The organism is Candidatus Nitrosopumilus sp., assembly GCF_965263415.1.
Taxonomy (GTDB): domain Archaea; phylum Thermoproteota; class Nitrososphaeria; order Nitrososphaerales; family Nitrosopumilaceae; genus Nitrosopumilus.
Map to the genome: position 1 here is coordinate 14,105 of NZ_OZ253671.1, position 25,669 is coordinate 39,773.

The window sequence follows — 25,669 nt, forward strand, 5'->3', positions numbered from 1 at the left end:
ATATTAGTAAATTTTCAATTTTCACAAAATATAATGCAAAAAAGGACATCGTATACAATTAGTGCCGCAGTACTTTTTACAATATTTACAACAGCAATAATTCCATTTGATTTTGAAAAAAATGATTTTGATCAAAAATTTTACGGATTTGCAATAATTGAAAAGTTAGATGCAAACGGAAACAATGTTTTCACACAACAAGTTCACAATAGATTAGTTGACACTGGTGAAACTTTTCTCTTAGAACAAACATTTCAAGATTCAAATGGTGCATCAGATAACACATCAGTAGGTGCAATTTGTGTTAGTGATGAAGCACAAACACCAGCAGAAGGAGATACAGCGTCATCATTTGATAGTGGAAACAGTATTGCAGAAAATAATTGTAAAGAAGACACAACAGTAACAATTTCATCACAAACTGCACAGGTTGGACCATTAACATTCCAAGCAGGGTCTGTTAATGTTGCAAATGGAGATACAATTAGATCAATAGGAATATGTACAAATCGTGCAGCAAGTGATGCAGATTATAATAATTGTGCAACGTCTTCAGGAATATTGTTTTCAGTAATAGATACTTCAGATGTAACACTAAACAGTGGTGAAACAGTACAAATTACATACACATTTGACATTACATCAGCTACAACATAAAATATTTAGTTAGAAATTATTTTTTATTCTTGAATTATTGGAGCGTCTCCAACTTCAATAACATATTGTTTTTTTCCATCCTCATCAACAGTTACTACAACATCAGAACCTTCAACAAAGTTTGAATGAGATACAGTAGGTGAATCAGGATAGGTTAAACTCAATGATGCATCATGATCAACTGATAAATCACTTTCAATTGAGGGAGTCATTGATTCTTCAAACTGTTGTGTAGATGACATGTATGCAATACCAACAACAGATATTACAATTACACTAATCACAGCAATCCCTTTTGAGTTCATAAATCTACAAGTTATTGTAATGCTAAAAAATGTTGTTGTTTGTTTTGTACAATCAGTTTAAAGAATATCAAAGACAGAACTTGATTCAAACAGTTTTTTGTTAACAAATATTTCTAAAGATAGATCATCTTTCTTTACTTCAAAAAGTATTTTGTGATAAAATGTTGTATATTGATCAACAGGACGTCTGTTTTCAACCATTTTGCGTTTTGTTTGAATCAAAAATCCATCACGAATTAGTGCATTAACTTTTCTATAACCAGATGTTGTTGAAATTTTTCTCAGTCTTAAAACATCAGAAGTAGTACGATTTTTGTCAGTCATTGCTGTAAGAACATTTCTTGACTCATCATCACCAATAGTATCCACTAATTTTCTTTTAAGAAAGTCATCCAGGATTGTAATGATGTAATATTTTCCATCATCAGATTTTTTGAAGGTACATATTTTACTCAAGTATTTTTTTAATTGAGAGTAATCAGACTCGCCAAGAAGTTCTTTTCGAATTTGATGTAATTTCTCTATATCCTCTATTGATTGTCTAATTGAAATACCATATTTTGCAAACATTATTTTTTTCATTTGATATTCTGCTTCTGCTTTTAGGTTCTTCTTTATTGCAATCTCAAGGGATTCGGATAGAAAACGATCAATGCCGGGCATAATTTAATAACTAATATTTTGTTATAAAAACATCATGAGTGATTCTAAAAAGAGAATAACAGGAATTGTTGTTGATGATGAGCCTGACATAGTAGATGTATTTAGTGAAATGTTAGAAGACAGGGGTATTGATGTATTGGGAAAAGGAGGTAATGGAAAAGAAGCCATTGATCTTTATTTTGCAAATAATCCAGACATTGTCTTTGTAGATATGATGATGCCAGATGGTTCAGGGTTCTATGCAATCAAAAAGATTCGTGAGAAAGATCCCAAAGCTGTACTAATTGCAGTAACTGCAGATGTGACAGCATTAACTGAAGAAAAACTCAAGAAACTAAAAGTAAATGGCATTGTTTACAAACCCATAGACATGGATAATCTAATGGAAATCGTAAAAGTATCCCAAATTTCTAAGATTAGTAAGTAACTGTACAAGACAAGTGTGTACAAATTTTTGAAAAAATGTTTCTTTAAATAACAAATTCAATAGTGAATGCTGTGGGATTAAGAGATATAGAACTAAAAGAAGAATATCGTTCTGACATTGATGATATTGTTGCAGAGTTTTTCTTTCCGTGTCTTAGTCAATGCATAGAATATGATAGATGTGTAGATTTTCTATCAATACAAACATTGGCAACAATTGCCATGGCTTTTGATAATTTTGCAATAGGAAAAGCAAAATTGAGAATGGTTACAGGTCACAGATTTAGAACACAAGATTTGAACTTGTTTACAAAACTATTTTCTGAAAAATACACAAAATCATTTGAAGGAAAGTTCATCAAAGATTCTAAAATACAAAGACTGCAAAATATTGTAAACAAAGGACAAATAGAGTTAAAGATTGCAATTCCAAATTCAGAACAAATAGCTGATTCTTTTTCAGAAAGAATCGGAGTGTTTAGAGATGACAAAGATGATGTAGTTGCATTTACAGGAACGTCAAGAGAATCATTTTCAACTCAAACAAGAGACTTTGAATCAGTTGACGTGTTTACATCATGGAATGATAAATCAAGAGTGCAAAGAAAGATGAAAGACTTTGAAGAGTTGTGGGAAAATAAAACAAAACACTTGGAAGTTTATGATTTTATGTATGCTGAAGAAAAAAATTTACTAAAATATTCTTCAGATTGGGTTCTCAAAGATTAAATGATTCTTCTAGTCTTGCTTTGTTTTCAAAAAAATTCATTTTGTTAATTTTGTAATAGATAACCTCACCGCGGCGTTCAATTACTGCAATTATTGGTTCTTTTCCCATTTGAGTAATCTCTTGAATCTTTTTTTGTAGAGCACCCATCTTTTCGTGTTGACCTTCATTTAGACCAAATATCAAAAATTTTGCTCCTTTCTCACCAAAATGTCCTCTTTCATACACTCTAAAGTCAGAACCAAATCCAAATCCATCTTTTACAACATACCCCCGATTCCTCAAGTCACGATATATCAAAAATTTAGTTAGAATTTCAGAATCAGTCTTTTGACAAACATTCATGAAAAAATCAAAATCAATTTGCTTTTTGCCTTTCTTTAGAATCAGTTTGTGAGTATACAGAAGATAGAGAGTTTCAAATTGTTTTAAGAACAGTTTTTCTTTTTCAATTTCTCCATATCCTTTTAGTTCAAGTTCATGAATCATTTTCTTATCAGAAATGCAGGCTTGATCTGAAACCAATATGCCACGGACCAAAGGGGTTTCTTCCATGATGAAAAGAAAACCAAATGATTTCCATATAAGCATTGGAAAATACGAACAAATATCTTCTAACCGTTAAAATATGGGGATTCAGGCGTTATCATATCATGCATGGAGCCAATTATAGAGAAGGAAACGGCCAAGTCTTTACCAGAAGAAAATACATCAAAGGTAAGCCACAAATCAAAATTGCAAAATTTCAAGGTGGTAAAAGAGGAACTTACCAATATTGTGTACAATTATGCATCAATGAAAAAATGCAGTTAAGACACATGGCAATTGAATCAACAAGATTGGCAGCAAACAAAACACTAGAAAAAACAACTGGTGAATCAGGATATTATTCCAGACTTAGAATTTATCCACACAACATGCTAAGAGAAAATAAACAAATTGCAACTGCAGGTGCAGACAGAATTTCAGAAGGAATGAGAAGAGCTTGGGGAAAAGCAACTAGTTTAGGTGCAAGAGTAAAAGAAGGTCAATGCATTATGGAACTTTATGTTAACGGTGATGCACACTTGACAGCAGCAAAAAAATCACTCAAAAGTGCATGTGTAAAACTACCAGGAACACCAACAATCAAAGTTCTTGATTGGAATAAACCATCACCATAGATTTTCCAAATCAGATTTCTTGTTTTGAACATATTCTAAAAATTCTTTAAATTCATCTTTTGTTGGTTCTCGATTCAAAATTCGTTTTGATTGATAATAAAATGCATTGTAAATTCGTCCAACAACAATACCCAAAGCAAAAGATTTTGAATTATCAATAGTAGACAATAGAGAAATTAATTGTTTAATCTCATCTTTGTTAGAAATTGTTTCTTGAATTTTTTCATCAATCTTTTTTAGAAGAGTTTCATCCATAGTTAATCTGCATTAAAATAGTTAAAAACAGTTTAATATCCAAATTCAGCTTCTAGGTTTGTTGCAGTTATAGTACAGTCTGGTTAGTACTCGTGCTTGCCAAGTACGTGACCCGGGTTCAAATCCCGGTAACTGCACCATCTATTGATTTTTAGGCACAAGGGCAGATTTTATGATTTCCAGTGCATCATGTGCTTTCTCTGGCCTAGGTAACTGAATTGCAATAACATTGTCTTTACCATATTGGGATTCAGGGGAATTTAACACAAACATGGAAGTATTGGCAAGAGTTTCAAAGAACTGCAAATCAGTCTTTGCATTAACAAGGAATTTTTCAAAAATATTTCCAATTGAAAAAGTCAAAACAACTTCGACAAAGACATTTCCCAATCCGTCTTGCAAAATATTCAAATCAGTGTTTACTGCAAATGGTTGCCCTTCAACTTTTGCTCGAATGTTTTCATATTTTTTTGGATCAATTACAATACAAGGGGTTTCTTTTCCTTCAAAATCAAAAGTAGTAATACCAGTGTGTACTTGCTCTAGCATTCGTTTTAGTTCATCAGACATCTTCTTCTTCTAATTTCTCTACGACTTTATCTCCTGCTTTTACTAAGAATGGTGAAAGGAATGCGGTAATTATTGAGATGATGCCTATCAATGGGAACAAGAAAGCACTAACTGCACCAATATCAACACCAGCTTTTACAATTACAATTGAGAACTCTCCTCTTGGAGCACCTAAAGTAAATGCTGAACGAAGTGCCTTACCACGCTTTTGTCTGAATATAATATTTCCAATCATGTTTCCTCCAAATTTCATACCTGTTGCAACTGCAATCAATGCAATTGCTATCCAGATGTAATCTCCAAGTTGTGAGATATCCATCAAAGCTCCAACTGAGATAAAGAAGATTGCAACGAACATGTCTTTAATTGGACTAGAAAGGAGTTTTGCTACTTCGGCAGATTTTGATTCTGCTACCAAAACACCTGCCAAAAAGGCACCAATTGCGACTGACAATCCTACAATATTGGCAAATAATGCATATCCAAAGCAAACGCCAAGAACACTAAGAAGTAAAATTTCACGATGTTCTGCAGCAGCTACTCTATCAATTAATGGTGGAATTACACGAGTTCCAACAGTAAATGTTCCAACAATTAATCCAGTTGCAACAAGAACAACTACAATTATTGATTCAATAGAAACACTTCCGACTAAAGCGATTGATTGTAAAGATGAAATCAAGATAACTGCAATAACATCTTCTACAATCAAAATACCCAATACAAGAATTGAAGATTCTTTTTTGATCCTCCCCATGTCTTCCAAAATTTTGACAATGATCGCAGTACTGGAAATAGATAATGCTGCGGCGATAAATAATGCATCCATAAATTGCAGACCCAAAGCAGTAGCAGTGTAAAACACCACACCCAAAGTTGCGAACAAACCAAGAGTTCCGACCCCAACTGCAACTCTACCTATGCTCTTAATTTTTGCATAGGGGAATTCAATTCCTATTACAAACAAAAGTAAGATCACACCAATCTCAGCAAAAAGATGTAATGCAGAGATATCAGATAAAATTCCAACACCCTCCAAAACATCACCAGGAGGTCCACCTTCAGGTAGTAACCAGGACCAAAATGGGGAAAGAGGGCCAAGGAGCATTCCTGCAAAAAGATATCCAATGATTAGTGGTTGTTTAATTTTGAAAAATGCAAGAGTAACAACTGCACCAATAATCATGATAAAGGCCAAATCAGTAACAAATGATGTGTGAGGAAGTTCTGGAGTAATCTGTTCAATCAAGCTAGAAACTGTATTGTTGAGTGAGCTTTGGATTCCACTAGGATTTAGTTGAAGTGGAATGTTTTGCATGTTTTCAGTTAACAAATTTGTTTAAAAATGATTGCGGATTGAAAATTTGAAAATAAAATTGTACAAACTGCTAATAATTGAACACAGGCTCAAAATAATTTCAAAATGTTAATCTCTTTATTCCAAGGAACAATTATCAAAATGCAGAGTGATGATTAGGTCAACTGAATCAAATGTAGAGATATGACCTGGGGTATCTGACTGCATAATTGGTTACGTCGTCATAACCTTGTTATTAATAGTACGGTACCATACCGTACTATATGATTCAATGTGAATATTGTACAAGAGGTTTTATTGAAACAGCAAATGGTCTTGCTGAAAAGACCTTTCATGAGTTACTTCATGAGCCAGAAGTTGTAAACAAGTAACTCTTTACATTTTTTATTTTAGACCTAACTTTTTTATCGTTAATTTTTAACTTAATTGATATGGCTACAAAGACTGCAAAGAAAAAAACTACCAATAAAACAAAAAAAGTTACAAAAAGAGAGCCTAGTCCATCAGTATTACTAAAAAAAGTAGCATCAGTATCAGATTCTAACAAGGCATTACAAAAAGAGATCAAAGTAATGTCAAAGATTTTTGGAGAAAATCAAAAAGTTCTAGTTTCCATGAAAGGTATGATCGATTCATTAACATCAGCATTAGAGCACATTCAAAAACAATCAAAACAGCTTAACTTAATTGAAGATGACACACAAAAGCTATACGCAGGGTTAAATCAAGTAAGAACACAATCAAATTTGGTAACTAAGATTAACAATCAAACTGCAAAATTACAAGAAGAGATCAGTAGGATTTCAGAAGAGCAAAAGCTGTCAAAATCTCAAGAAATTTCCCAACAAGTAGAAGACAGTATGAATTCAATTAGAAACAATTCACAAATGATAATCAAGATTGCACAAAGAATTGATGAAGTAAGAGACGATTTAAGAAAAGTTTCAGGTAAAACAGACTCATTCTTAGAAGTTGGTTCAGAGATGGACAAACTAAAAAACAGTATTGAAGAGATTTCAGGTAAAACGGCAAAACTTGAGACAGGTGCACAAATAATTGAGAGTCTAAAACAAGAGCTTTCAAAGATTACTGATGGAGTTTCAGATAATTCCAATCTTAATTCAGAATTAGAAGCAATAAAGATAACAATTGATGCAATTTCGTCTAAAGCAGCAAAGATTGATTCACTTGGAGGGGTAATTGAGGGTCTAAAACAACAATTTGAAACAGTATCTTCAAAGGCAAATTCAGTTGATAATGTGAGCCTAGAATCAATAAAAGAACTATCAGGTAAGATTGACAAAATTGAAACTGAGATAGGGGCGCTATCACACAGAGCAGATTCAACTGCATTTGTGGGCGAAGGTCTCAAATCAGTTCAAGAGGATCTGTCAGAATTCAAACAAAATGTCTTTGATAAAACAAATAGCATTGAACAAAAAATTTCCTCAGCATCAGATATCATTAAAAGACAAGATGCGTCAACTGCAGAATTTCATAAAAAGACTGAAAAATTGTTTGAAGAGATGCAGTCAGTTAGAAATGTCACAAACAAAGCATCAGATGATTCATCAAAAGAAATGATGGCTTTGCTAAAACTTTCAGAATATCAATCAAACATCAGAATGAATGCAGAGTCAAAATACGGAGAGGTAAAAGATCTTGAAAAAATGGCAGCTCAAACTGCAGACATTGTAAATCTATTTGATAGAATTTCAATAGAATCAGGAGAAAAAATTCCATTACCGCACGAAGTAAGACAATGGGCAGTAAGCAAAATTCTTGATTGTGCAGACAAGTGGGAGATTAGATTCAGTGATGTATATTCAATTTTAACAAACGCAATAGGACGAGATTTGTTAAAAGAAGCAGTTAGAATTCAGCAAATTAGAGACATTTATGGAATAAGAGCTGTTGATGAAATCAGAAAAGATCTAAATATTTCTTAGACTCCAACGTCGTCGACTTCTTTTAGTTGATCTTTCTTTCTTTTTAGTGCAGCAAAGATTCCCAATATTGCAGCAATCCAAATAGTACTAAATGCAATATTTTGAATACTGACATACATGTATGGGGTTGCATCCATAATGTCAGTTTGCAATGAAACTGCTCTACTGTTGATATCAAGCATTCCGGTATGATATGCAGAACTATCCTTTGGAACTGTAGAAATTTTTTCAATACTTGCAGTCATTGTTTCTACAGCATTTTCAATTCTAAGGAAGTTTGTAGATTCAGTTGGGAACATCCAAACAGGATTTTTAGAAATAACATCACCATTAGCATTTGTTGTTTCAGGTAAATTCTCCATCACGACAGTCAAATCAGTTTGAATTGCTAACAGGTGTGCCTTTATTGCAACAGGATCAGATGAGCCAATAATTCCATCTAGATTTCCTCTCATTCTATCAAGTGGATAGATATCAGTACTATAGCCATAGATAGCCATAGAGCCACCAAAGACTATGATTGCAGCAATACCCACCATGGAGAGCTTGTAAACTAGATTAGCCATTTTCTCTTTCTTGGTTCTAATTCTAGAAGTACTTGATTTATTTCTTTTAAATCGAGTGTGTGAGAGACTCAGGTATGCAATATAGAAAAATCCTATTGCTTGTAATGCAATAATTGGTGCAAATATAGGATTGTTTGAAAATATTGAGATAAAGATTCCTAAAATTCCATACACTCCAAAGAATAGTTCAAGAAGAGTTACTTGAGAGAAGGGTAAATTGTATGCATTATCTTTCCAGTCATCTTTTTTCTTGAGAACTCCATATTTTGGAGTTCTAAGAAACTCATTCTTTTTTCCAAGAACTGCATCAAATACAGCTACAGTGTTGTTAACTGACATTCCAGCATTATAGACCAACAATGTAGGGAGTATCTTTGCTTTTGATTTCCACGACTTGTGATACATGCTTTGCATAATCATGATGTATGCACCAGGACCCATTGCAAGATATGTTGCAATTGTTAATGCAGGAAGAAAACTAATCACATAAAGATTGACATTTGCTGCTAACAGAATCGGTAATGATAGGAATTGAATCAGCATTAATGGGTAAACAATATGACGAGTAAGTTGAATGAAGGCTTGAATTTTTGCTTCAATTGCAATTTTTCTTTTTATTGTGATATCAGTAAGTAGTTTTAATGCACATTGGATGGAGCCTTTTGCCCAACGGAATTGTTGTCTCTTTGCAGCATTCATTTGAACAGGTAACTCTGCATCAACTACAACATCAGGCAAGAAAACACATTTCCAACCTTTCATTTGAGCTCTGTAACTAAGATCAAGATCTTCTACCAATGTTGCAGTATGCCAACCACCAGCATCTTCAATACAATCACGTTTCCAAATTCCAGCAGTACCATTAAAGTTCATAAACAAATGGGAGTTACTCTTTGCTTTTTGTTCAATTAGAAAATGAAAATCCAGACTGAGTGCTTGAGCTTGAGTAATTGCAGAATAATTTTCATTTACATGACCCCAACGGCATTGTACAAGGCCAATATTTGATTTTGAAAAGTGAGGAATAGCACGTTTCAAGAACCACTCTGGAGGAATAAAATCAGCATCAAAGATTGCCACGAGTTCTGTGTCAGTGGTCTGCATTGCATACTTTAGTGCACCAGCCTTGTACCCTTTTCTAGTTCCGCGGCGTACATGTTCAATTTGAAAACCTTTCTTCCGATAGTCATCAACAGTATCTGCTAAAAGGTCAACAGTATCATCATCAGAGTCATCCAATACCATTATTCTCATTTTGTCTTGAGGATAGTCCATATTACATACAGAGTCTACCAATCTTTTTGCTACATACTTTTCATTGTATATTGGTAGTTGAATTGTAATTGAGGGAGTTCCCAAATCAGCAGTTTGTAAATGGTCTTTTCTTTTTCTTGAAAGAAATGCAAGATAGTAAAAATTGCAAGTATATGCAGTGATGATTATAGCAGATAGAATAAACAGATCAAATACAAATGCAGTGAAAGGGTTGATTGCCATGTTCCCTAGCTCTGAGAATCACTACTCGCTATTTATACTTGCAATAAATTTTGCGCTATTTTTGTTCGAAGATCTTGATTGCTTGTGGTGGACAAACACCTTCACATGCAAGACAGAAAATACAATCAGGTTCTTTTGACATTAGTGGTTTCTTGTCAGATGCAGGATTTCCTGGAGAATCAAACCACTCATAGACACCTACTGGGCATGCTTCAATACATCCACCATCAGCTACACAAATATCATAATCTACAGATACAAACTCTCCCCAAACACCCATGATTCCATTACTGGTGCCTTTTCTACCCCAAGTTTTGATTGTATGTTCTGCTGCCTCAAAAGGAGAGGATGCTTTCATTTTTTGTTTGTAATCAACATCAATTGGTCCGGGTTTTGCACCATCTGGAATTTCAATGTCACCTTCATCTTCTTCTTCTGCATCTTCAGTAGCTTCAACCGGTTTTGGTTTTGCACCAAGAACAATCTTTGCCAAGGGAGTAAGATCTTCAAGTTTTTGAATTGCTGCAACTTCAGAAATTTTATCAGCCTTTGCAAAATAAGAAATCATCTTGTCTGCCAAGATTGTATTACGTAAAATAGTATCAATTACCATTTTTGCAAAATGGTCTGCTTTCTTTCTATAATCCTTAACCCAATTAGGATCACCAAATTTTTCAATTGGGAAAATCTGATAAATGATATCTACAACTTCGCCAGTAACAATTTCAACTGTAACTGATAGTTCGACTTCTTCGTATCCTTTGGCATCAGGATCATCCATGTTTTGTTCTGTCCAACGATAGGTTGCAAAAACTCTATCAGCATATTTATCCATCTCAAATGCTTTTTTGAGGCCGTCATGAACTGACTTTATCTCATTAGGATCTTCAAGATTAATTGGTAATCTGTACAATCCAAGTTTGAATCCATGTAATGGATAGACACCACGTTTTGCAGTAGGGGCTTCCATTGACCAAACTCGATCTTTGAGAAGTAAGGACATCTGAGGTTTGTGAGTCGATTTTATTTAAAAAGGTTATCAGTCATCATCAGGACATGTGAGTTCACGTAGTTCTGTGTATTTTTTTTCCATTGCTTCAGCATGTACAGTAACTACATCAAGATCGTACGAATCCTTTGGAAAATACCATCTAATTGGAACCCAATGACCAATGCCATCCATATCGTGAATCATGCCTTTGTCAGCCTTAACATTCAGTTTTTCATCAATAGATGTCTCTTTTACAGTAAGTCCTCTTTTTGTCTTGTCTTCCATAACAAGATCGGTGTCAGAATCTTTGATAAAATAAAAAGATCCCTTTTTTAAAACAGGGAGGTCTAGTAACATTTTATTTTTCCACAGGATTTCCTATCATGTTTCCCCATTCAGTCCAAGAACCATCATAGTTTCGAACCTTTGGATATCCAAGTAAGTACTTTAGAACAAACCAACTGTGTGAAGAACGTTCACCAATTCTACAATAACAAATTACATCTTTGTCAGGTGTAACTCCTTTTGGTTCATAGTTTTGCTTTAGTTCATCAACTGTTTTGAAAGTTCCATCAGCATCGTTGACGGCAGTTGCCCATGGAATATTATTTGCGTCAGGAATGTGTCCACCTCTTTGTGCATGTTCCATTGGATACTCTGGAGGTGCAGTAATCTCTCCTGAAAACTCAGCTGGAGATCTAACATCAACCATCACAGTATCTTCTTTTCCAAGTGCACGACTTACATCAAATAGATATGCACGTAGTCCCTCATCTGGAGGTTGTGCATCATATGTAACTGATCCAAATTGAGGTTCATCAGTTGTATAATCTCTATTTTCTAATTCCCACTTTTTTCTTCCACCATTCATAATCTTTAGATTTTCGTGTCCGTAGATTTTGAAAACCCAGAAAACAAATGCTGCAAACCAATTGTTAAAGTCACCATAAAGAACTACTTCAGTATCTTTTGTAATTCCATTTTTTGTCATTAACTCTTCAAATTGTTTTTTGGAGATAATGTCTCTTGTAACTGGATCATTAATGTCACGTTTCCACCAGATAAGACTGGCACCACTAATGTGACCTTTTTGATATCCGTTTACAGGATCATAGTCGACTTCAACTAATTTTCTATTTTCGTTTGGGGGATTTTGTGAAACCCATTCCGTATCAACTAATACTTCAGGATGTGCGTAACTCATGAGTTTATCGCAATTGTTTTCATAATTAATTGTTTTTCCAAAAAATATCATTTTTAAGTAAATGCCATTTCTAGAAAACTGCTTGAAACTACAAAATGTTGCAGTGGTGAGTAAAGTAGGAAATAAAGAATCCGAAAAAGCCGCAACTGATGTTGCAAAAAAATTATTGGCAAAAAAATCCAGAGTATACACAATATTACCAATTCAAGTTGAGGGTGCAAAACAGATTGAAACCCTTGAGGAGTTAAAGAAAGTAAAGTTAGATTTGGTAGTTACTTTAGGTGGAGATGGAACAACACTACGAGTTTTTAGGAATTTAGAAAATGAAACTCCAATTTTGACAATAAATGTAGGAGGAAACAGAGGAATTTTAGCTGAAATTACAATTGAAGAAATAGATGATGCTTTAAATCAAATTCAAAAAGACAAATTTTTCTTAGACAAGAGAACCAGAGTAATTGCATCTTGTGGAGGAAAAGAGTTTCCACCAGCACTAAATGAGATTTTTATCAACAGGGCAAACTTGACAAAAACTGCTGAAATCGAAATCAAATTCCAAAATGATACGGTAAAACAAAAAATGGATGGAGTGATTGTTGCAACACCAAGTGGTTCAACAGGTCATTCGTTTTCATTAGGAGGACCAATTTTGCATGAGAGTTTGGATGTATTGATAATTACTCCAGTTGCACCAGTGTATAGATTAGAATCAATTGTGGTACCTGATGAAAAGATTGAGATTATCAGTTCTCATGATTGCAACATTGTAATGGATGCACAAGTTGTAAAGACTGCAGGATTTGAGGAACCAATAACAATTAAAAAATACAAAAAACCTGCCGTGTTTATTAGATTGAAAAAACGCGGTTTAAGACAAATGAGTAAACTTGGATTTTAGAATTTTAGACGCTAGTGCATTTTATGCAGGTGTTCCATTTAGATCATCTAATGATTGCTATACAACATCACTAGTCTATGATGAAATCAAACACATAAAGAAAAATCATGACGCATTAGGAACATTACTTGAAACAAACAGACTAAAAATCAGAGAGCCTGACGCTGATGCTACAAGAGCTGCAATAGATGCAGCAAAAAATACTGGAGATTATCCACAGTTATCAAAGCAAGATTTGTCAATCATTGCATTAGGTATTGAATTGGATGGGGAGATAATCAGTGATGATTTTGCCATTTCCAATGTTGCAAGAAATCTGGGCTTGAAAATTTCACCAATAATGACTCAGGGGATCAAAGACGTTGGAAGATGGGTACATTATTGCCCAGGATGCAGGACAAATCATGAATCAGGAAAAGAATGTCCAATGTGTGCAACACCACTGAAAAGAAAATTACTCAAAGACTAGCATTCATACATCAAGTTATGATTTTTTTGAATTCGTTAAGTGTTCTAATCCCTTCAAATTCAATGTCAAATTTTGCTTTTTCCTTGAATGAAAAATCTAATGTTATAACTTTGGATAAAATCTGTATTCCTTCTAAAATTCTTCCAGATTTTATCAAAGAAGATGCTTTGTTGTAAAGAGTAGTGGGGTTGTTTGGTTTTTCTTTCAAGACTTTTTCATAACAATCTAGAGCAACATCAACTTGTCCCAAATAGTGATGAGCCAATCCTTTGTTAAGTAATGCCAAAAGATTTTTTTCTTGAGAAAGAACATTATCGTATTGAATAATTGCATCTCCATATCGAGCCAATTGCCCCAAGATATGTCCCTTCTTTAGTAATGCTACAATGTGTTTTGGATTCTGTGCAAGAATTTTGTTATAAATTTCAAGTGCATCTTTTGGATTTCCCAAATTCATCAATGTTTGACCACTATTTAGTAAAGATTCGATTGTTTCAGTCATCATGTAGAGTTTTTTGATTTGATTTTTTGAGATGTTTGCTTTTTGTATCAAGAACTTTTTTGATTTTTTTGGCTCTTGCATCCCCTAGACCTTCAACTTTTGCCAGTTCTGCAGTAGTTGCTGTAAATACTTTGAGAGGAGTCCCAAACTTTTCGAGCATCCTTATTGCAAATTTTTCTCCAATTCCAGGCAAACTGCAAAGAGAGGATAGTTGTTGTCGCTCTAAATCAGAGGATTTTTTTATTTTTTTAAGATAAGGCCCTTTTGGAGCATCTTTTCTTGAACACATTGATACCAACAATTTAGCAGTATGTGCTGCACTAGGGGTAGGAATCACTGGAATTTTAAAATCAAGAACAACAGTAGAAATTGCACCATAAAATATCAAAGGGTTTTCTGTAATCTCTTCAATTTCATCTACATTTCCTTCCATTAGTACAACAGGATTTTCAAAATGCTCCTTTAGTCTAGTGCATTGATCAAATAATCTACCATCAAATACTGATGCCATCAAATCACGAATACTTTTTCGCTCTACAATGGTTTCAGGTGCAACAATGTAATCACCAATTGGAAGAGTTTTCATCTCAAGATTAAGGCCAACTGATTTTAGTAAGTCAGGAATTCCACTTTTACGTTCTCGTTCATCTACAATAATTCTGAGATTTTCTAATTTCACAAATAATGGTTGGATTGAATTGTTAATATCTTATATGAAAATGGTTTTTGAGATTATTTTCTAGGATTGTCTTCTTCTGGTTTTGGTGCCTCAGAACCACTCTTCATCATTTCAGTGATCTTTGCTTCTTGTTCTTTGAGAGTTTCTTTAACACGTGTTTCTTGTTTTTCAAGTACCGTGGCACGTGTTTTTGCCATTTCTTGTTTTTCTTCTAATTCATCAACTAGTTCTTTTTTAGTTGATTTTAACAAGACAGTTCCTGCTTGCTTGTAAACTGCATCAGCATCACCAACTTTCTTTAACTCTTCAAGGGCCTTTTCAGTCTCTGCCTTTTCCATCTCAAGATGTTGTTTTTGAGTCATTATGGATTGGAGGTTTTGTTGAGACTGTTGTAGTTTCATTAATTGTTCTTGAAGCCATGGTGGCATTTGTCCTGCTGACATGATTTATCACAATTTTTGTTTCATTATATCTTTACCGATTCTATAGTCTCATTACTTGCTTGAATTAATCTCAAAGTGGAGTTAAGATTAGCCCTCAAATGAGGAAGGTGTTCAGATTCTACAGAAATTATCATTTTTTTGTCTAGTTTGATTTCAGTCTTTACAGGATTTTCAGGATAAAATTCATTATCAGTATTTACAGAATCAAAAATTGCTTTTGTATTGTCTTTTGCATCAACTATAATTTTTGCACTAAACTTTAACGTCATATGCGGTTCCAGCTATTTTGAAGCTGCATTTTTTGCAGGACCAAATTCCTACTGCATCTCTACTAAATGTTTTAGAACCACATTCAGGGCATGCTCTTTTTTCTTTTAGTTGAAGATGAATTTTGGTATACTGTTTTCTAATTTTAATTCCGTATCTTGCGCCAAGACCTTTGAGTGATTTCTTACCCTTTGCCATTTTACTGACCTCCTTGCTGAGCTGCTTTTAATTTTTCTCTTATTTTTGCGCCTACTCTGACTGAGATTTCACCACATTGTACGATTTCATCTTGTGTGAATCCATCATTTCCACCTTTTTGCAAGGCACAAATGTTTCCATCAGAATCACTAGTAATTGTAATTCTTGCATCCATGCTTGCCCATTCATCACCGTTAGGATCAACTATGATGTGATTTCCAATTTTGGCCATAGTTACAGATACAGGGATTGTAGTGATTGGGACATCAACGTCTTCGCCTTCAGCTAGTGTAGGTGCTTCATCAACCCAGTTCCATTTTGGACTTTTTGATGAAAGTAATGCAGCAGTTGCAGCATAAGAGCATGCATCAAAGAGGTTACCATCATAATCAACAACAACATTGTCTGCAAAGACACCAATTACAGATTTGTCTTTTTCAATAACTAATTGAGAAACATCAATCATATGACTTTCTCTGATTCCCCTATCAACAACCCTAGCCAATTCAATTACTTCAGGTCCTGGAGGTCCTGTTTCAACTGTAGGATGAGATAATGGTAATAGTTCAGCAGTACAAATGAAAAGTCCTTTGTCACCAGTGTCTGGGAAAGGTCTGTCTGGTTGAATTTTTACACCACATACAACTTCGGTGTCACCTAATCGAACTCTTGCAGAACCATTTGCTTTTGGAATTGCATTGGTTTCAATAGAAACTTCTCTTGTTTCATCAAGAGCTCTGCCATCTACTCTTTTTCCTTGTTCCAACAATTCAAGAATTTGGTTTCTCTTTAATTCGTCAATAACTGTATGAGATGCCATTTCTAATCTCCCTTGTTTCCAAAGTATTTGTCGTTGAGTGCTTTCTTTTGTAATTCATAAACTAGTTTGCATCCATCAACTCCAACTTGAACACATTTTTTGTATTCTTCAGGAGTAAGAACACCGTCTAATTGTAATAGTGTAATTTTTTCAAGATTTGGCATGTAACCAATTGGCATGTCTGCTTGACCTGCTTGGTCTTCTTCATTGTTTACATCAAGAATTACAGTATCTGCAACTTTACCTGCAGCAATTGCTGCAACCATATCTCTCATTGGGATTCCTGCATCAGCTAATGCAACAGATGCTGCAGTAAGTGCAGCACATCTAGTTCCGCCGTCTGCTTGTAAAACTTCGATAAATACATCAACTGCAGTTCTTGGGAATTTTTCTAACATAACTGCAGGTTCTAAGGCTTCTTTGATTACTTTGGAAATTTCGATCTCTCTTCTTGAGGGTGCAGGATTCTTTCTCTCACCAACAGAGAATGGTTCCATGTGATATCTAACTCTCAAAATTCCAGTGTCAGTATCAGACATGTGTTTTGGATGAACGTCTCTTGGACCAAAAACTCCAACTAGAATTTTATTATCACCAAATTCAATGTAAGATGAACCATCTGCATTTTTGAGTCCACCAGCTTTAATCATAATTCGACGTGGTTCATCAACTGTACGTCCATCACAACGTTTTCCGTTTTCGTCCATAAGGACCATTGTTGCTTCTCGTCCACCCATTATGATTCACCTTTTTTGTCTAACATTTCTTTCACTTGATCAGTCAAATTTGCAACATGTGCTTGCTCATTAACCATTTGAATTGCTTTTTTAGCCTTTAATAATCCCTCTGGGGATTCACAGGAAACTACAACCCAACCATTTTGACCAATTGTAATTGCAGCGTCAGTAGCCTCTTCAATCATCTGAATCATGCTACCTTTCTTTCCAATTAGGCGTGGAACTTTGCTTGGAGAGATTTCCATAAGAACTCCTGAGTCAATCTTTCCCAAATCTCTATCAGATATTGAAACGAGTGGATCCCTTGTTCTATCAAAGTTTGCAATTCTTGCAGCAACTAGATCTCCTGTTCGGAGTTTAGTTGCAAGTTCATCAGCATGAGCAGAAAAATCACGTCCAAAGACATCTTGTGCTGGCAAAAATCCAACATAACAGGAATTGATGTCCAATTCCCAAGACAAGGATGTATGGGAATTGACTTTACCAATTACAAGATCATTAATTTTTGGAATATATTTTCCAGTTAATGGAATTACACGAACAGAGTCATCATAAATTTCAGAAATACCAATAGTAGTTGAAACTATCTTATTTCCATCAAGTACCACATTTTGTTCAGGTCTAAAAGGTCCTGTGGTTACAACATCGCCAGGAATAACATATTTTCTCTTATCTGCCATTATTGCATTACCTCAACTGAAGCAGAACCTTTGGTTATAGAACCTAATCTGTCTATCACGTTTGGCCTTGCTGCAGCGGGTATTTCAAGTATTGCTTTTAGAGAACCATTATTTTGCCATTCTTCTTTTTTCAGAGAACCTACTGACTTTAGAACAGCATACGATTGTGAAGCATATTGTGCAGGGATGATAATCTCCAATTGCAAATTCTCAGACTTTAGAGCAATTATTGAACGAAGTTTATCTACAATATCCTTTACTTGTTCTTCTACATTTTTTTGAGGATCAACTGAAACTCTTCCATCTTTCATTGCTTGCTCAATTCTCAAAGGTGGGTGAGGCAAGTGAGTTTTAGGATCGACATACGTCTTTGCAATATATGCGACAATTTGTTTTCTCTTGTCTTCAATCATTTTTCGTCTTTGATCAGTTGTAAGATTTAGATCACCTTTTTGCATAATTATTTGAGCAATTTCAGTTTGATCTTCAGTTTTGAAAGCTTTGAGTAGTTTTTCAGTGGAAGGTTTTGTACCCTTTCCTGAATCAGTATAGATGTCTTCAGAAACTAAAATTGCAGAAATATCTTTTTTCTTTCCAAGCTTGTACTCTAGTGCTGGATCAGGTTTTACTAATATCTCAAATTTCTCTCCTTCAAAAGAGAATCTTGCAACTGTTACATCGGCCATTTCTATTTTGATGTATGATAATTTGGTATTTATCTCTACACACTGCAAATTGTGTAGAAATCATTACAACCACATCACAACATCAATTCAAAAGAAAAATTCTCTAATTACGAATTAGTTCAAGTATTTTTTTGATGATACCAGTGTGATCAGCATCAATTTCAGTAGTAATCATCAAAAGATGTTTTTCATCAACTGGAAATGTGACTCGTTTGATTTTGTCGTATTCAGCTAGTGCATATTTTGCAGGACCGATTTTGTGTTCAATGTTTTTTCTAGTCTGCCATCTTTGGGAGGCATAATAGTGCATCATCTGTAATTCTTCATCACTTAGAATCGGAGTAACCTCAGATCTAAAACCACCAGCAATCTTGACACCAGTGTTATTTTGGATTGCGGCATATCTGATTGAAGGATCTAGATTCAAAATATCAGAATATAGTTTTTCAAAATCCATGGGACATCTAGAAGAAAATCGGACTTAAGCATTATCTCAAAATGGACGTAGTCCATACACAAAACTAGCTAGATTTTTATGTGGACTTTGAAGATTTTCATCAAGATTTGTCATCATTAGAAGTAATTAGTAAAGATAATCAAAAAATAGCTTTAAAGCTCAAAGGCGTACCATTACAATATGCAAATGCTCTAAGACGTGTTTGCCTCAATGGTGTCCCAGTCTTTGCAGTTGATACAGTTGACATTATTGAAAATTCATCAGTTTTACCAGATGAGGGTTTAGCACACAGATTAGGTCTCATACCACTTAAAACAGACTTGAGTAGATTTAACGAGCCATCAAAGTGTGAATGTCAAAGTGAGACAGGATGTTCAAATTGTAAGGTAATGTTAGTTTTAGATTCTGGAGATTCAGATGTTACAAGAACAGTTCTATCAAATGAATTATCATCTGAAGATGATTCAATCACTCCAATATCAGATAAAATTCCAATTGTAGAACTTGCACCAGGTCAAAGAATCAAAATTGAGTGCTATGCAAGACTTGGACGTGGTACAGAACATGCAAAGTGGAATTCTGCAAATGTTTCAATGTTAACTGAGACAGACAAGGACGATGAGAGAATTCTTACTGTTGAATCAACTGGCGCACTTAATCCTGAGCAAATTATCTTGTCAGGAGTAGAAGAAGTAGGTCACAGATTGGGTGAATTCAAAGATACAATCAACCAAATCAGCGAATAGAAAGCATATACGTTATATTTGGGTTTTAAACCGCATTATTCACATGACTAATCAAGTAGTTATACGCATGGCAAAGGATCTAAAGTCTGCATCAGCTAAAAACGATGCTCCAATTTGGGCAAAACTAGCTGAATATGCACTAAAACCATCTATTGCCAGAAGAGACATCAACTTGAATAAAATCGCTAAACTAACTAAAGAAAACGATACTGTCGTATTCCCAGGAAAAGTTCTTGGAACAGGCAATGTACCTCATAAAATCACATTATGTTCATTTTCAATTTCAAACTCTGCAGCAACCAAAATTATTGAAAATGGTGGAAAACTAATCAGTTATTCAGAACTAATTGAGCAAAACCCAACTGGAAAAGGAGTAGTATTACTTGGCTAATCAAGAGATAGTTGTCAGAACCGACAGACCAATTGTAGTTGATGCAACCAATCACATTGCTGGCAGATTATCATCAAATGTTGCAAAATTACTAAAACAAGGACATAGAGTGTCAATTGTTAACTGTGAGAAAATCATGTACAGTGGAAATAGATCAAATTTGATTAAAGAGTATAGAGAATTTTTAGAAATTAACAGCATCATTAATCCAAAACACGGACCTGTGCACTATAGAAGACCAGATACAATCATCACAAAAATGATTCGTCAAATGTTACCATACGACAGAAAACCATCAGGTAAAGAATCAATAAAAAGACTAAGAGCATACATTGGTTCTCCAAAAGAATTAAAATCACTTGAAAAGGTTCAATTCGAGAAAGCAAAAATTAAAAAAACTCCATCAAACTATACCACAATGGGAGAACTTTGCAGAGTAATAGGGTGGACTGAATGACAACACCAAAAACTGAAATATATTTTGCAACTAGAAAGACATCTAGTGCACATGTTTACATTACTAAAGGACAAGGTAAAGTTAGAATTAACAACGTACCAGTTGAAATGATTCCACAAGAAACTGCTCGTGAAGTAATTTTAGCACCACTTGAAATCACTGGTGAATTGAGAGATAAAATTGACATATCTGTTAGAGTAAGAGGCGGAGGTTTCATGGGACAAGCAAGTGCTGTTGCAACTGCAATCTCTAGAGCACTAACAGGATGGACCAAATCAAAGAAAGACCCAAAAGATCATCCATTCCCAAAATCAACCAGAGAAGACCTTAGAAAAAGAATCACAGATTATGACAAATACCTAATCAGCGGTGATGCCAGAAGAAAAGAACCAAAGAAGTTTGGTGGACCTGGCGCAAGAAGAAGAAAGCAAAAATCATACCGTTAGACTGTGAAGGCAATAATTTTAGCCGGTGGCAAAGGTACACGAGGTAAGCCATATACAGAATTCTTTCCCAAAGCTATGACTCCAATTAAAGGAAAGCCAATGATAGATTATATCATAAGATATCTACAAAAATTTAATTTCATAAAAGAGATAATCATAATTTCAGATTTTAATGGACTTGGAGGACAAATCAAAAACTATTACGGAAATCAAAAGAATATCTCCTTTGTTCAAGACTCTCAAAGTGGAACAGGAGGAGATTTGTTACATATTGAGAGAAAACTTAAAGGAGAATCAGAGTTTGTGTTATGGTTTGTAGATAATTTGTGTGCAGTAGATCTAAAAAAGATGAAAGAGACATTTACCAAAAAGAAGAGTTCTGCATGTATTGCAACTAGAACAAAAAGAAAAGAAGAGACAGGATTTGCAGTTGTAGAAGATGGAATAATTACAGAATTCAAAGAAAAACCAGTAATGAAATTACAGTTATCTGAGTGTTTTGGAGTGTATATGCTTGGAAAAGATATTATTCAAAAAATAAAGGCAAAGAAAAAACAAAAAGAGATCAATCTGTCATACGATATTTTGCAGCAATTATCAAAAGAAGGAAAGATTAGTGCTTTTGATGTAGGGAATAAAGAATGGATGGATGCCGAATCCCCACCATATTTAGAGAGGAATCAAAAAACTGTAAAGAAGATCATAAAACAGATGGGATTGTAGACTGTTTTTCAAATTCAGAAATCTTTTCTTCAAATTGGTATGTTTGTGCAATGTCATCTAGTCCTTCTAGGAGAATCTTTTTTTTGTGAGAGTCTATATCGAAATGTACATCAGTTGAAGATGTTTTGATTAATTGACTTTCCAAATCAACTTCAATTGGTTCTAACTCTTGTTGTAGTTTTTCTACAATGCTTTGTTCAAGCGAAATAGGCAAGATTCCATTCTTGAAGCAGTTACTAAAGAAGATATCAGCAAATGAAGGAGCAATAATTACTGAAAATCCATAATCTTGTAGTGCCCATACTGCGTGTTCTCTACTTGAACCACACCCAAAATTATCTCCTGCAACCAAGATTTTGGAATTATCGTATTTTGAATCATTTAGTACAAAATCAGATTTTGGTTTTTCATTTTCATCATATCTCCAGTTAAAGAACAGGAATTTTCCAAACCCAGACTTTTGAACTAGTTTTAGGAATTGTTTTGGTACAATTTGGTCAGTATCGACATTAACTTTGTCAAGTGGGGTTACAATGCTTGTTGTTTTTTTGAATGGTTCCATACTAATTCAAATCCATCTTCCTTACATCAACAAAATGTCCGTTAATTGCAGCAGCTGCTGCCATTACAGGACTAACCAAGTGAGTTCGTCCACCAGTGCCTTGTCTTCCTTCAAAGTTTCGATTAGATGTGCTTGCACATCTTTCCCCTGGAGATAAAATGTCAGGATTCATTCCAAGACACATACTACATCCAGCTTCTCTCCATTCAAAGTTAGCATCAATGAAAATTTTGTCAAGACCCATCTCTTCAGCTTGTTTCTTTACCATTTGAGAGCCAGGCACTACCATTGCACGAACATCTGGAGAAATTTTTTGCCCTTTGATTACTTTGGATGCTTCAATCAAATCTTCTAGTCTTGCATTAGTACAAGAGCCAATGAACACTCTATCAATTTTAATATCCTCAATGGGAGTTCCAGATTCAAGATCCATATAATCAAGTGCTTTTTCTGCGCCTTTCTTTTGATTAGCATCACCTTTTGAAAACTCATCAGGTGTTGGAACTGTTTCAGTTACATCACAAGTCATTCCAGGATTTGTTCCCCAACTTACTTGGGGGGCAATATCATCAATGTGTAATGTAAATTGCTTTTCAAATTTTGCATCATCATCAGTCTTTAGATTTTCTTTCCAGTATTCAACAAGAGATTCATAATTTTTTGGAGTGTATTGTCTTCCTCTAAGATATTCATAGGTCTTTTCATCAGGGGCAATTAATCCAGCACGGGCACCTGCCTCAATTGACATGTTACAGATTGTCATTCTCTGTTCCATAGAGAGATCAGTGATTCCCTCACCACGATACTCGATTACAGTTCCAGTACCACCACCAGTTCCAATGTTTTTGATTATAGATAACACAACATCTTTAGCAGTGACTGCATGAGGATTCTTGCGCTTTCCTTCAACTCTAATTTCAAATGGTTTTGGTTTTTCTAACCATAAAGTCTGAGATGCCAATACATGCTCTACTTCACTTGTTCCTATTCCAAATGCTAGTGCACCAAATGCACCATGAGTAGATGTATGACTATCACCACACACAATGGTAGAACCAGGCAAAGTGATTCCTAATTGAGAGCCAATTACATGAACAATCCCCTGATTAGGACTGTTGATATCAAATAGTTTGATTCCAAAATCTTGGCAGTTTTTTTCCAGTGTCTGAATTTGAACAGATGATGTTTGGTCCAATATTGGTAGTCCTCTGTCAGTTGTAGGAACATTATGATCCATTGTTGCAATGGTAAGATCAGGTCTTCGAACTTTTCTGTTATTTATCCTAAGACCATCAAAGGCTTGAGGGGATGTAACTTCATGAACTAGGTGTCTGTCAATGTAAATTAGTGAAGGGCCTGATTCTTTTCCAACTACAACGTGTGCATTCCAAATTTTTTCAAAAAGTGTTTTTCCCATTTTGAATCCTATGGTTTGTAATTGAAAAGTCCACCAGCTTCAATTATTTTTCCAATAATTTCAGAGAAGGGTTTCATCTTGTATGTTTGGTTTTTTGTCAAGTTTTTGATTTCGTTGTTACTAATGTCAATATCAATTTCATCTCCTTCAGAGATTCCAGTGTATGCATCTTCTTCAATTTCAATTGGTAGCAAAAATGCACCATCAACAGAATTTCTGTAAAAGATTCTTGCAAAAGATAATGCCAAGACAGCTTTGACTCCAGAATGAGACAATGCAATTGGAGCATGTTCACGTGATGAGCCACATCCAAAATTCTTTCCAGATAAAATAAAATCACCTTCCTTTACTTTGGAGTGAAAGTCAGGATCTAGGCCTTCCATTGCATGGGTTGCAAGTTCGGCATAATCATGAACTTTGAGATATTGTCCAGGAATAATTACATCAGTATCGATGTTGTCTCGTTCGTATTTTATGACATTTCCTTTCATTGTAAATCCCTCGGATCAGTGATTTTTCCAGTTACTGCTGATGCTGCTGCAACCATTGGAGATGAGAGATATGTTTCAGATTCAACATGACCCATTCTTCCAGGGAAGTTTCTGTTTGTAGTACTAATACAGATTTCATTTTTGGCCAAGACACCCATGTGAGCACCACAACATGCACCACATGTTGGAGGACCCACAGTTACACCAGCATCTAGGAATATAGTAAGCAAACCATTCTCCATTGCACGTTTGTAAATTGAGATAGATGCTGGAAGGATTTCTGTTCTAATCTTTACAGTCTTTCCTTTGAGAATTTTTGCTGCAGCCTCTAGGTCTTCATATTTTGCACCAGTACAAGAACCAATGTATGACTTATCTAATTCTACGGATGGGGCTTCTCGGACTGCAGAAATATTTTCAGGTGAAAAGGGTTTTGCAACAAGAGGTTCCATCTCAGATGCTTCATACTCATAGACATTTGCATATTGGGAATCATCATCACCTTTGAATATATGTGCATTTGTTGCACCTCTACTTGAAAGATAATCTACAACTTTTTGATCAGCTTCTACAATTCCATTTTTTGCACCAGCTTCTGTTGTCATATTACATAAAGTCAATCTACTTTCAACGGACATCTCATCAATTCCAGTACCACCAAACTGCATTGTTCTGTAATTTCCTCCATCAGTTCCAATATCACCAATGATTTTCAATATCAAATCTTTGGCCATTACATGATCTGGTAGTTTTCCATTTAGTTTGAAATAATCAGTCTCTGGAACCTTAAACCAAATTTGTCCGTTAAGCAAAACATATGCAATATCAGTATGACCTAATCCACAAGCAAATGCACCAAGTGCACCTGTAGTGTTTGTGTGAGAGTCACCACCAACATAGACATCTCCAGGCAACACCATTGCCTCTTCATGAGATAGAGTATGGCAAATTCCATACTGACCCATTCCATACTTGAAATGTTTTTCAATTCCATAGTTTTTCGTGAAATTTGATAGTTTTACAATATTTTCAGCAGATACTTTTTCAGCAGAAGGAACAAAGTGATCTTCTGCTACCCATACTTTTGATGGATCCCAGAGTTTGCTAACATCAACACCTTTGTTTTTTAATTTGTCAAATACCTTGAGAACTCCAGGTCCAGAAACATCATGAACCATTACTTTGTCGACCTTTGCAAATATTACATCATCAGGAGCAACTTGGGATTTTCCTGATGCACGTGCAAGAATCTTCTCTACAATGTTCATAATCAAAAACCACTCTTTTAGAGATTAAAAGCTTTTCAGAA

Annotated in this window: 36 protein-coding genes and 1 tRNA gene; 13 read left to right on the plus strand and 24 right to left on the minus strand. The window is 34.8% G+C overall.

The features are described from left to right. Window positions 1–33: 33 nt before the first annotated feature. Window positions 34–657 carry a hypothetical protein gene (locus tag ACQY22_RS00575; RefSeq protein ID WP_428324633.1) on the plus strand — a complete coding sequence of 208 codons (624 nt, stop codon included), beginning with the start codon at window positions 34–36 and terminating at the stop codon, window positions 655–657. A 23-nt stretch (window positions 658–680) separates the two neighbouring features. On the opposite strand, the gene ACQY22_RS00580 is transcribed toward ACQY22_RS00575, so the two are convergent. Beyond that, on the minus strand, window positions 681–962 hold the full coding sequence (locus tag ACQY22_RS00580; RefSeq protein WP_428324634.1) for a hypothetical protein: 282 nt from the start codon (window positions 960–962) through the stop codon (window positions 681–683). A 57-nt stretch (window positions 963–1,019) separates the two neighbouring features. After that, the gene (locus ACQY22_RS00585; protein ID WP_428324635.1) at window positions 1,020–1,625 is read right to left on the minus strand and encodes a hypothetical protein; all 606 of its coding nucleotides are present in this window, start codon (window positions 1,623–1,625) and stop codon (window positions 1,020–1,022) included. A 34-nt stretch (window positions 1,626–1,659) separates the two neighbouring features. Here ACQY22_RS00585 and ACQY22_RS00590 point away from each other — a divergent pair, with 34 nt between their 5' ends. Both ACQY22_RS00590 and ACQY22_RS00595 read left to right on the plus strand, forming a co-directional pair. After that, window positions 1,660–2,052: a response regulator gene (locus ACQY22_RS00590; RefSeq protein ID WP_428324636.1), complete on the plus strand. Its 393-nt coding sequence runs from the start codon at window positions 1,660–1,662 to the stop codon at window positions 2,050–2,052. A 71-nt stretch (window positions 2,053–2,123) separates the two neighbouring features. Continuing rightward, window positions 2,124–2,780, plus strand: a complete 657-nt coding sequence (locus tag ACQY22_RS00595; RefSeq protein ID WP_428324637.1) for a DNA repair helicase — start codon at window positions 2,124–2,126, stop codon at window positions 2,778–2,780. Here the strand turns inward: ACQY22_RS00595 and endA are convergent. Then, on the minus strand, window positions 2,770–3,333 hold the full coding sequence (endA, locus tag ACQY22_RS00600) for a tRNA-intron lyase (RefSeq protein WP_428324638.1): 564 nt from the start codon (window positions 3,331–3,333) through the stop codon (window positions 2,770–2,772). The two genes, ACQY22_RS00595 and endA, sit on opposite strands and share 11 nt — an antisense overlap. Window positions 3,334–3,431: 98 nt before the next feature. Between endA and ACQY22_RS00605 the strand changes: the two genes are divergently transcribed. Beyond that, entirely contained in the window at window positions 3,432–3,941 is a 510-nt protein-coding gene (locus ACQY22_RS00605; RefSeq protein WP_428324639.1) for a 50S ribosomal protein L16, read from the plus strand. On the opposite strand, the gene ACQY22_RS00610 is transcribed toward ACQY22_RS00605, so the two are convergent. Beyond that, window positions 3,933–4,196, minus strand: coding sequence for a hypothetical protein (locus ACQY22_RS00610; RefSeq protein ID WP_428324640.1), 264 nt, complete (start codon window positions 4,194–4,196; stop codon window positions 3,933–3,935). The two genes, ACQY22_RS00605 and ACQY22_RS00610, sit on opposite strands and share 9 nt — an antisense overlap. Before the next feature lie 63 nt (window positions 4,197–4,259). Here ACQY22_RS00610 and ACQY22_RS00615 point away from each other — a divergent pair. Next, window positions 4,260–4,336, plus strand: a tRNA-Gly gene (locus tag ACQY22_RS00615). 1 nt (window position 4,337) lies between these two features. Here ACQY22_RS00615 and ACQY22_RS00620 read toward each other — a convergent pair. Beyond that, window positions 4,338–4,766 carry a hypothetical protein gene (locus ACQY22_RS00620; RefSeq protein ID WP_428324641.1) on the minus strand — a complete coding sequence of 143 codons (429 nt, stop codon included), beginning with the start codon at window positions 4,764–4,766 and terminating at the stop codon, window positions 4,338–4,340. Further along, on the minus strand, window positions 4,759–6,084 hold the full coding sequence (locus ACQY22_RS00625; RefSeq protein WP_428324642.1) for a cation:proton antiporter: 1,326 nt from the start codon (window positions 6,082–6,084) through the stop codon (window positions 4,759–4,761). The genes ACQY22_RS00620 and ACQY22_RS00625 overlap by 8 nt, the downstream gene beginning before the upstream one ends. A gap of 431 nt (window positions 6,085–6,515) precedes the next feature. Between ACQY22_RS00625 and ACQY22_RS00630 the strand changes: the two genes are divergently transcribed. After that, on the plus strand, window positions 6,516–8,033 hold the full coding sequence (locus ACQY22_RS00630) for a chemotaxis protein (RefSeq protein ID WP_428324643.1): 1,518 nt from the start codon (window positions 6,516–6,518) through the stop codon (window positions 8,031–8,033). Here ACQY22_RS00630 and ACQY22_RS00635 read toward each other — a convergent pair. Genes ACQY22_RS00635 through ACQY22_RS00650 form a run of 4 tightly spaced genes read right to left on the minus strand, consistent with a single transcriptional unit; the run spans window position 8,030 to window position 12,291 of the window. Then, a complete protein-coding gene (locus ACQY22_RS00635; protein WP_428324644.1) occupies window positions 8,030–10,096 on the minus strand; it encodes a glycosyltransferase in 2,067 nt (688 codons plus the stop codon). The two genes, ACQY22_RS00630 and ACQY22_RS00635, sit on opposite strands and share 4 nt — an antisense overlap. Before the next feature lie 55 nt (window positions 10,097–10,151). Further along, window positions 10,152–11,099, minus strand: a complete 948-nt coding sequence (locus ACQY22_RS00640; RefSeq protein ID WP_428324645.1) for a 4Fe-4S dicluster domain-containing protein — start codon at window positions 11,097–11,099, stop codon at window positions 10,152–10,154. Window positions 11,100–11,135: 36 nt separating this feature from the next. Beyond that, window positions 11,136–11,444, minus strand: a complete 309-nt coding sequence (locus tag ACQY22_RS00645; RefSeq protein ID WP_428324646.1) for a hypothetical protein — start codon at window positions 11,442–11,444, stop codon at window positions 11,136–11,138. A 1-nt stretch (window position 11,445) separates the two neighbouring features. After that, window positions 11,446–12,291 carry a sulfurtransferase gene (locus ACQY22_RS00650; RefSeq protein ID WP_428324647.1) on the minus strand — a complete coding sequence of 282 codons (846 nt, stop codon included), beginning with the start codon at window positions 12,289–12,291 and terminating at the stop codon, window positions 11,446–11,448. 82 nt (window positions 12,292–12,373) lie between these two features. Between ACQY22_RS00650 and ACQY22_RS00655 the strand changes: the two genes are divergently transcribed. Together ACQY22_RS00655 and ACQY22_RS00660 are read left to right on the plus strand one after the other, a co-directional pair. Beyond that, entirely contained in the window at window positions 12,374–13,189 is an 816-nt protein-coding gene (locus tag ACQY22_RS00655; RefSeq protein WP_428324648.1) for an NAD(+)/NADH kinase, read from the plus strand. Next, window positions 13,179–13,658 (plus strand): NOB1 family endonuclease, encoded by a 480-nt coding sequence (locus tag ACQY22_RS00660; protein WP_428324649.1) that lies wholly within the window; start codon window positions 13,179–13,181, stop codon window positions 13,656–13,658. The genes ACQY22_RS00655 and ACQY22_RS00660 overlap by 11 nt, the downstream gene beginning before the upstream one ends. 10 nt (window positions 13,659–13,668) lie before the next feature. Here the strand turns inward: ACQY22_RS00660 and ACQY22_RS00665 are convergent, their stop codons facing one another. The 10 genes from ACQY22_RS00665 to ACQY22_RS00710 all read right to left on the minus strand — a co-directional run bounded on the left by ACQY22_RS00665 (window position 13,669) and on the right by ACQY22_RS00710 (window position 19,127). Then, the gene (locus ACQY22_RS00665; RefSeq protein ID WP_428324650.1) at window positions 13,669–14,163 is read right to left on the minus strand and encodes a tetratricopeptide repeat protein; all 495 of its coding nucleotides are present in this window, start codon (window positions 14,161–14,163) and stop codon (window positions 13,669–13,671) included. After that, window positions 14,153–14,839, minus strand: coding sequence for an ERCC4 domain-containing protein (locus tag ACQY22_RS00670; RefSeq protein WP_428324651.1), 687 nt, complete (start codon window positions 14,837–14,839; stop codon window positions 14,153–14,155). Before ACQY22_RS00670 ends, ACQY22_RS00665 begins: the two co-directional genes overlap by 11 nt. Before the next feature lie 53 nt (window positions 14,840–14,892). Beyond that, window positions 14,893–15,282, minus strand: coding sequence for a prefoldin subunit beta (locus ACQY22_RS00675; RefSeq protein ID WP_428324652.1), 390 nt, complete (start codon window positions 15,280–15,282; stop codon window positions 14,893–14,895). A gap of 23 nt (window positions 15,283–15,305) precedes the next feature. Then, window positions 15,306–15,551 (minus strand): KEOPS complex subunit Pcc1, encoded by a 246-nt coding sequence (locus ACQY22_RS00680; RefSeq protein ID WP_428324653.1) that lies wholly within the window; start codon window positions 15,549–15,551, stop codon window positions 15,306–15,308. After that, complete coding sequence (locus ACQY22_RS00685) at window positions 15,535–15,747, minus strand: 50S ribosomal protein L37 (RefSeq protein WP_428324654.1); 213 nt, start codon at window positions 15,745–15,747, stop codon at window positions 15,535–15,537. Before ACQY22_RS00685 ends, ACQY22_RS00680 begins: the two co-directional genes overlap by 17 nt. Before the next feature lies 1 nt (window position 15,748). Then, the gene (rrp42, locus tag ACQY22_RS00690) at window positions 15,749–16,567 is read right to left on the minus strand and encodes an exosome complex protein Rrp42 (RefSeq protein ID WP_428324655.1); all 819 of its coding nucleotides are present in this window, start codon (window positions 16,565–16,567) and stop codon (window positions 15,749–15,751) included. A 2-nt stretch (window positions 16,568–16,569) separates the two neighbouring features. After that, window positions 16,570–17,304: an exosome complex exonuclease Rrp41 gene (gene rrp41, locus ACQY22_RS00695; RefSeq protein ID WP_428324656.1), complete on the minus strand. Its 735-nt coding sequence runs from the start codon at window positions 17,302–17,304 to the stop codon at window positions 16,570–16,572. Then, a complete protein-coding gene (gene rrp4 / locus ACQY22_RS00700) occupies window positions 17,304–17,984 on the minus strand; it encodes an exosome complex RNA-binding protein Rrp4 (protein WP_428324657.1) in 681 nt (226 codons plus the stop codon). The genes rrp41 and rrp4 overlap by 1 nt, the downstream gene beginning before the upstream one ends. After that, window positions 17,984–18,670: a ribosome assembly factor SBDS gene (locus tag ACQY22_RS00705; RefSeq protein ID WP_428324658.1), complete on the minus strand. Its 687-nt coding sequence runs from the start codon at window positions 18,668–18,670 to the stop codon at window positions 17,984–17,986. Before ACQY22_RS00705 ends, rrp4 begins: the two co-directional genes overlap by 1 nt. Window positions 18,671–18,773: 103 nt before the next feature. After that, window positions 18,774–19,127: a DUF6659 family protein gene (locus ACQY22_RS00710; RefSeq protein WP_428324659.1), complete on the minus strand. Its 354-nt coding sequence runs from the start codon at window positions 19,125–19,127 to the stop codon at window positions 18,774–18,776. An 80-nt stretch (window positions 19,128–19,207) separates the two neighbouring features. Here ACQY22_RS00710 and ACQY22_RS00715 point away from each other — a divergent pair, with 80 nt between their 5' ends. Genes ACQY22_RS00715 through ACQY22_RS00735 form a run of 5 tightly spaced genes read left to right on the plus strand, consistent with a single transcriptional unit; the run spans window position 19,208 to window position 21,890 of the window. Further along, window positions 19,208–19,873 carry a DNA-directed RNA polymerase subunit D gene (locus ACQY22_RS00715; protein ID WP_428324660.1) on the plus strand — a complete coding sequence of 222 codons (666 nt, stop codon included), beginning with the start codon at window positions 19,208–19,210 and terminating at the stop codon, window positions 19,871–19,873. A 43-nt stretch (window positions 19,874–19,916) separates the two neighbouring features. After that, window positions 19,917–20,264, plus strand: a complete 348-nt coding sequence (locus tag ACQY22_RS00720; protein ID WP_012214810.1) for a 50S ribosomal protein L18e — start codon at window positions 19,917–19,919, stop codon at window positions 20,262–20,264. Continuing rightward, window positions 20,257–20,721, plus strand: a complete 465-nt coding sequence (rplM, locus tag ACQY22_RS00725; protein WP_428324661.1) for a 50S ribosomal protein L13 — start codon at window positions 20,257–20,259, stop codon at window positions 20,719–20,721. The genes ACQY22_RS00720 and rplM overlap by 8 nt, the downstream gene beginning before the upstream one ends. Continuing rightward, window positions 20,718–21,167 carry a 30S ribosomal protein S9 gene (rpsI, locus tag ACQY22_RS00730; RefSeq protein ID WP_428324662.1) on the plus strand — a complete coding sequence of 150 codons (450 nt, stop codon included), beginning with the start codon at window positions 20,718–20,720 and terminating at the stop codon, window positions 21,165–21,167. The genes rplM and rpsI overlap by 4 nt, the downstream gene beginning before the upstream one ends. A gap of 3 nt (window positions 21,168–21,170) precedes the next feature. Beyond that, window positions 21,171–21,890: a nucleotidyltransferase family protein gene (locus ACQY22_RS00735; RefSeq protein WP_428324663.1), complete on the plus strand. Its 720-nt coding sequence runs from the start codon at window positions 21,171–21,173 to the stop codon at window positions 21,888–21,890. Here ACQY22_RS00735 and leuD (ACQY22_RS00740) read toward each other — a convergent pair. From leuD (ACQY22_RS00740) to ACQY22_RS00755, 4 genes are read right to left on the minus strand one after another with little or no spacing between them, the layout of a single operon-like run. Next, a complete protein-coding gene (gene leuD / locus ACQY22_RS00740) occupies window positions 21,868–22,452 on the minus strand; it encodes a 3-isopropylmalate dehydratase small subunit (RefSeq protein ID WP_428324664.1) in 585 nt (194 codons plus the stop codon). The genes ACQY22_RS00735 and leuD (ACQY22_RS00740) overlap by 23 nt on opposite strands. Before the next feature lies 1 nt (window position 22,453). After that, entirely contained in the window at window positions 22,454–23,869 is a 1,416-nt protein-coding gene (gene leuC, locus ACQY22_RS00745; protein WP_428324665.1) for a 3-isopropylmalate dehydratase large subunit, read from the minus strand. An 8-nt stretch (window positions 23,870–23,877) separates the two neighbouring features. After that, complete coding sequence (gene leuD / locus ACQY22_RS00750; protein WP_428324666.1) at window positions 23,878–24,360, minus strand: 3-isopropylmalate dehydratase small subunit; 483 nt, start codon at window positions 24,358–24,360, stop codon at window positions 23,878–23,880. Beyond that, on the minus strand, window positions 24,357–25,628 hold the full coding sequence (locus ACQY22_RS00755) for a 3-isopropylmalate dehydratase large subunit (RefSeq protein WP_428324667.1): 1,272 nt from the start codon (window positions 25,626–25,628) through the stop codon (window positions 24,357–24,359). The genes leuD (ACQY22_RS00750) and ACQY22_RS00755 overlap by 4 nt, the downstream gene beginning before the upstream one ends. Between the last annotated feature and the right edge of the window lie 41 nt (window positions 25,629–25,669).

Bases quoted from the DNA above. Each gene is read 5' to 3' on its own strand.
- leuC (WP_428324665.1), bottom strand. From the start codon at position 23,869: ATGGGAAAAACACTTTTTGAAAAAATTTGGAATGCACACGTTGTAGTT.
- endA (WP_428324638.1), bottom strand. From the start codon at position 3,333: ATGGAAGAAACCCCTTTGGTCCGTGGCATATTGGTTTCAGATCAAGCC.
- ACQY22_RS00590 (WP_428324636.1), top strand. From the start codon at position 1,660: ATGAGTGATTCTAAAAAGAGAATAACAGGAATTGTTGTTGATGATGAG.
- ACQY22_RS00675 (WP_428324652.1), bottom strand. From the start codon at position 15,282: ATGTCAGCAGGACAAATGCCACCATGGCTTCAAGAACAATTAATGAAA.
- ACQY22_RS00720 (WP_012214810.1), top strand. From the start codon at position 19,917: ATGACTAATCAAGTAGTTATACGCATGGCAAAGGATCTAAAGTCTGCA.
- ACQY22_RS00710 (WP_428324659.1), bottom strand. From the start codon at position 19,127: ATGGATTTTGAAAAACTATATTCTGATATTTTGAATCTAGATCCTTCA.
- ACQY22_RS00575 (WP_428324633.1), top strand. From the start codon at position 34: ATGCAAAAAAGGACATCGTATACAATTAGTGCCGCAGTACTTTTTACA.
- ACQY22_RS00755 (WP_428324667.1), bottom strand. From the start codon at position 25,628: ATGAACATTGTAGAGAAGATTCTTGCACGTGCATCAGGAAAATCCCAA.
- ACQY22_RS00665 (WP_428324650.1), bottom strand. From the start codon at position 14,163: ATGATGACTGAAACAATCGAATCTTTACTAAATAGTGGTCAAACATTG.
- ACQY22_RS00625 (WP_428324642.1), bottom strand. From the start codon at position 6,084: ATGCAAAACATTCCACTTCAACTAAATCCTAGTGGAATCCAAAGCTCA.
- ACQY22_RS00640 (WP_428324645.1), bottom strand. From the start codon at position 11,099: ATGTCCTTACTTCTCAAAGATCGAGTTTGGTCAATGGAAGCCCCTACT.
- ACQY22_RS00585 (WP_428324635.1), bottom strand. From the start codon at position 1,625: ATGCCCGGCATTGATCGTTTTCTATCCGAATCCCTTGAGATTGCAATA.
- ACQY22_RS00605 (WP_428324639.1), top strand. From the start codon at position 3,432: ATGCATGGAGCCAATTATAGAGAAGGAAACGGCCAAGTCTTTACCAGA.
- rrp41 (WP_428324656.1), bottom strand. From the start codon at position 17,304: ATGGGTGGACGAGAAGCAACAATGGTCCTTATGGACGAAAACGGAAAA.
- ACQY22_RS00580 (WP_428324634.1), bottom strand. From the start codon at position 962: ATGAACTCAAAAGGGATTGCTGTGATTAGTGTAATTGTAATATCTGTT.
- ACQY22_RS00680 (WP_428324653.1), bottom strand. From the start codon at position 15,551: ATGACGTTAAAGTTTAGTGCAAAAATTATAGTTGATGCAAAAGACAAT.
- ACQY22_RS00610 (WP_428324640.1), bottom strand. From the start codon at position 4,196: ATGGATGAAACTCTTCTAAAAAAGATTGATGAAAAAATTCAAGAAACA.
- leuD (WP_428324664.1), bottom strand. From the start codon at position 22,452: ATGGAACCATTCAAAAAAACAACAAGCATTGTAACCCCACTTGACAAA.
- ACQY22_RS00620 (WP_428324641.1), bottom strand. From the start codon at position 4,766: ATGTCTGATGAACTAAAACGAATGCTAGAGCAAGTACACACTGGTATT.
- rpsI (WP_428324662.1), top strand. From the start codon at position 20,718: ATGACAACACCAAAAACTGAAATATATTTTGCAACTAGAAAGACATCT.
- rrp4 (WP_428324657.1), bottom strand. From the start codon at position 17,984: ATGGCAGATAAGAGAAAATATGTTATTCCTGGCGATGTTGTAACCACA.
- rrp42 (WP_428324655.1), bottom strand. From the start codon at position 16,567: ATGGCATCTCATACAGTTATTGACGAATTAAAGAGAAACCAAATTCTT.
- ACQY22_RS00645 (WP_428324646.1), bottom strand. From the start codon at position 11,444: ATGTTACTAGACCTCCCTGTTTTAAAAAAGGGATCTTTTTATTTTATC.
- ACQY22_RS00705 (WP_428324658.1), bottom strand. From the start codon at position 18,670: ATGGCCGATGTAACAGTTGCAAGATTCTCTTTTGAAGGAGAGAAATTT.
- ACQY22_RS00635 (WP_428324644.1), bottom strand. From the start codon at position 10,096: ATGGCAATCAACCCTTTCACTGCATTTGTATTTGATCTGTTTATTCTA.
- ACQY22_RS00630 (WP_428324643.1), top strand. From the start codon at position 6,516: ATGGCTACAAAGACTGCAAAGAAAAAAACTACCAATAAAACAAAAAAA.
- ACQY22_RS00650 (WP_428324647.1), bottom strand. From the start codon at position 12,291: ATGAGTTACGCACATCCTGAAGTATTAGTTGATACGGAATGGGTTTCA.
- ACQY22_RS00685 (WP_428324654.1), bottom strand. From the start codon at position 15,747: ATGGCAAAGGGTAAGAAATCACTCAAAGGTCTTGGCGCAAGATACGGA.
- leuD (WP_428324666.1), bottom strand. From the start codon at position 24,360: ATGAAAGGAAATGTCATAAAATACGAACGAGACAACATCGATACTGAT.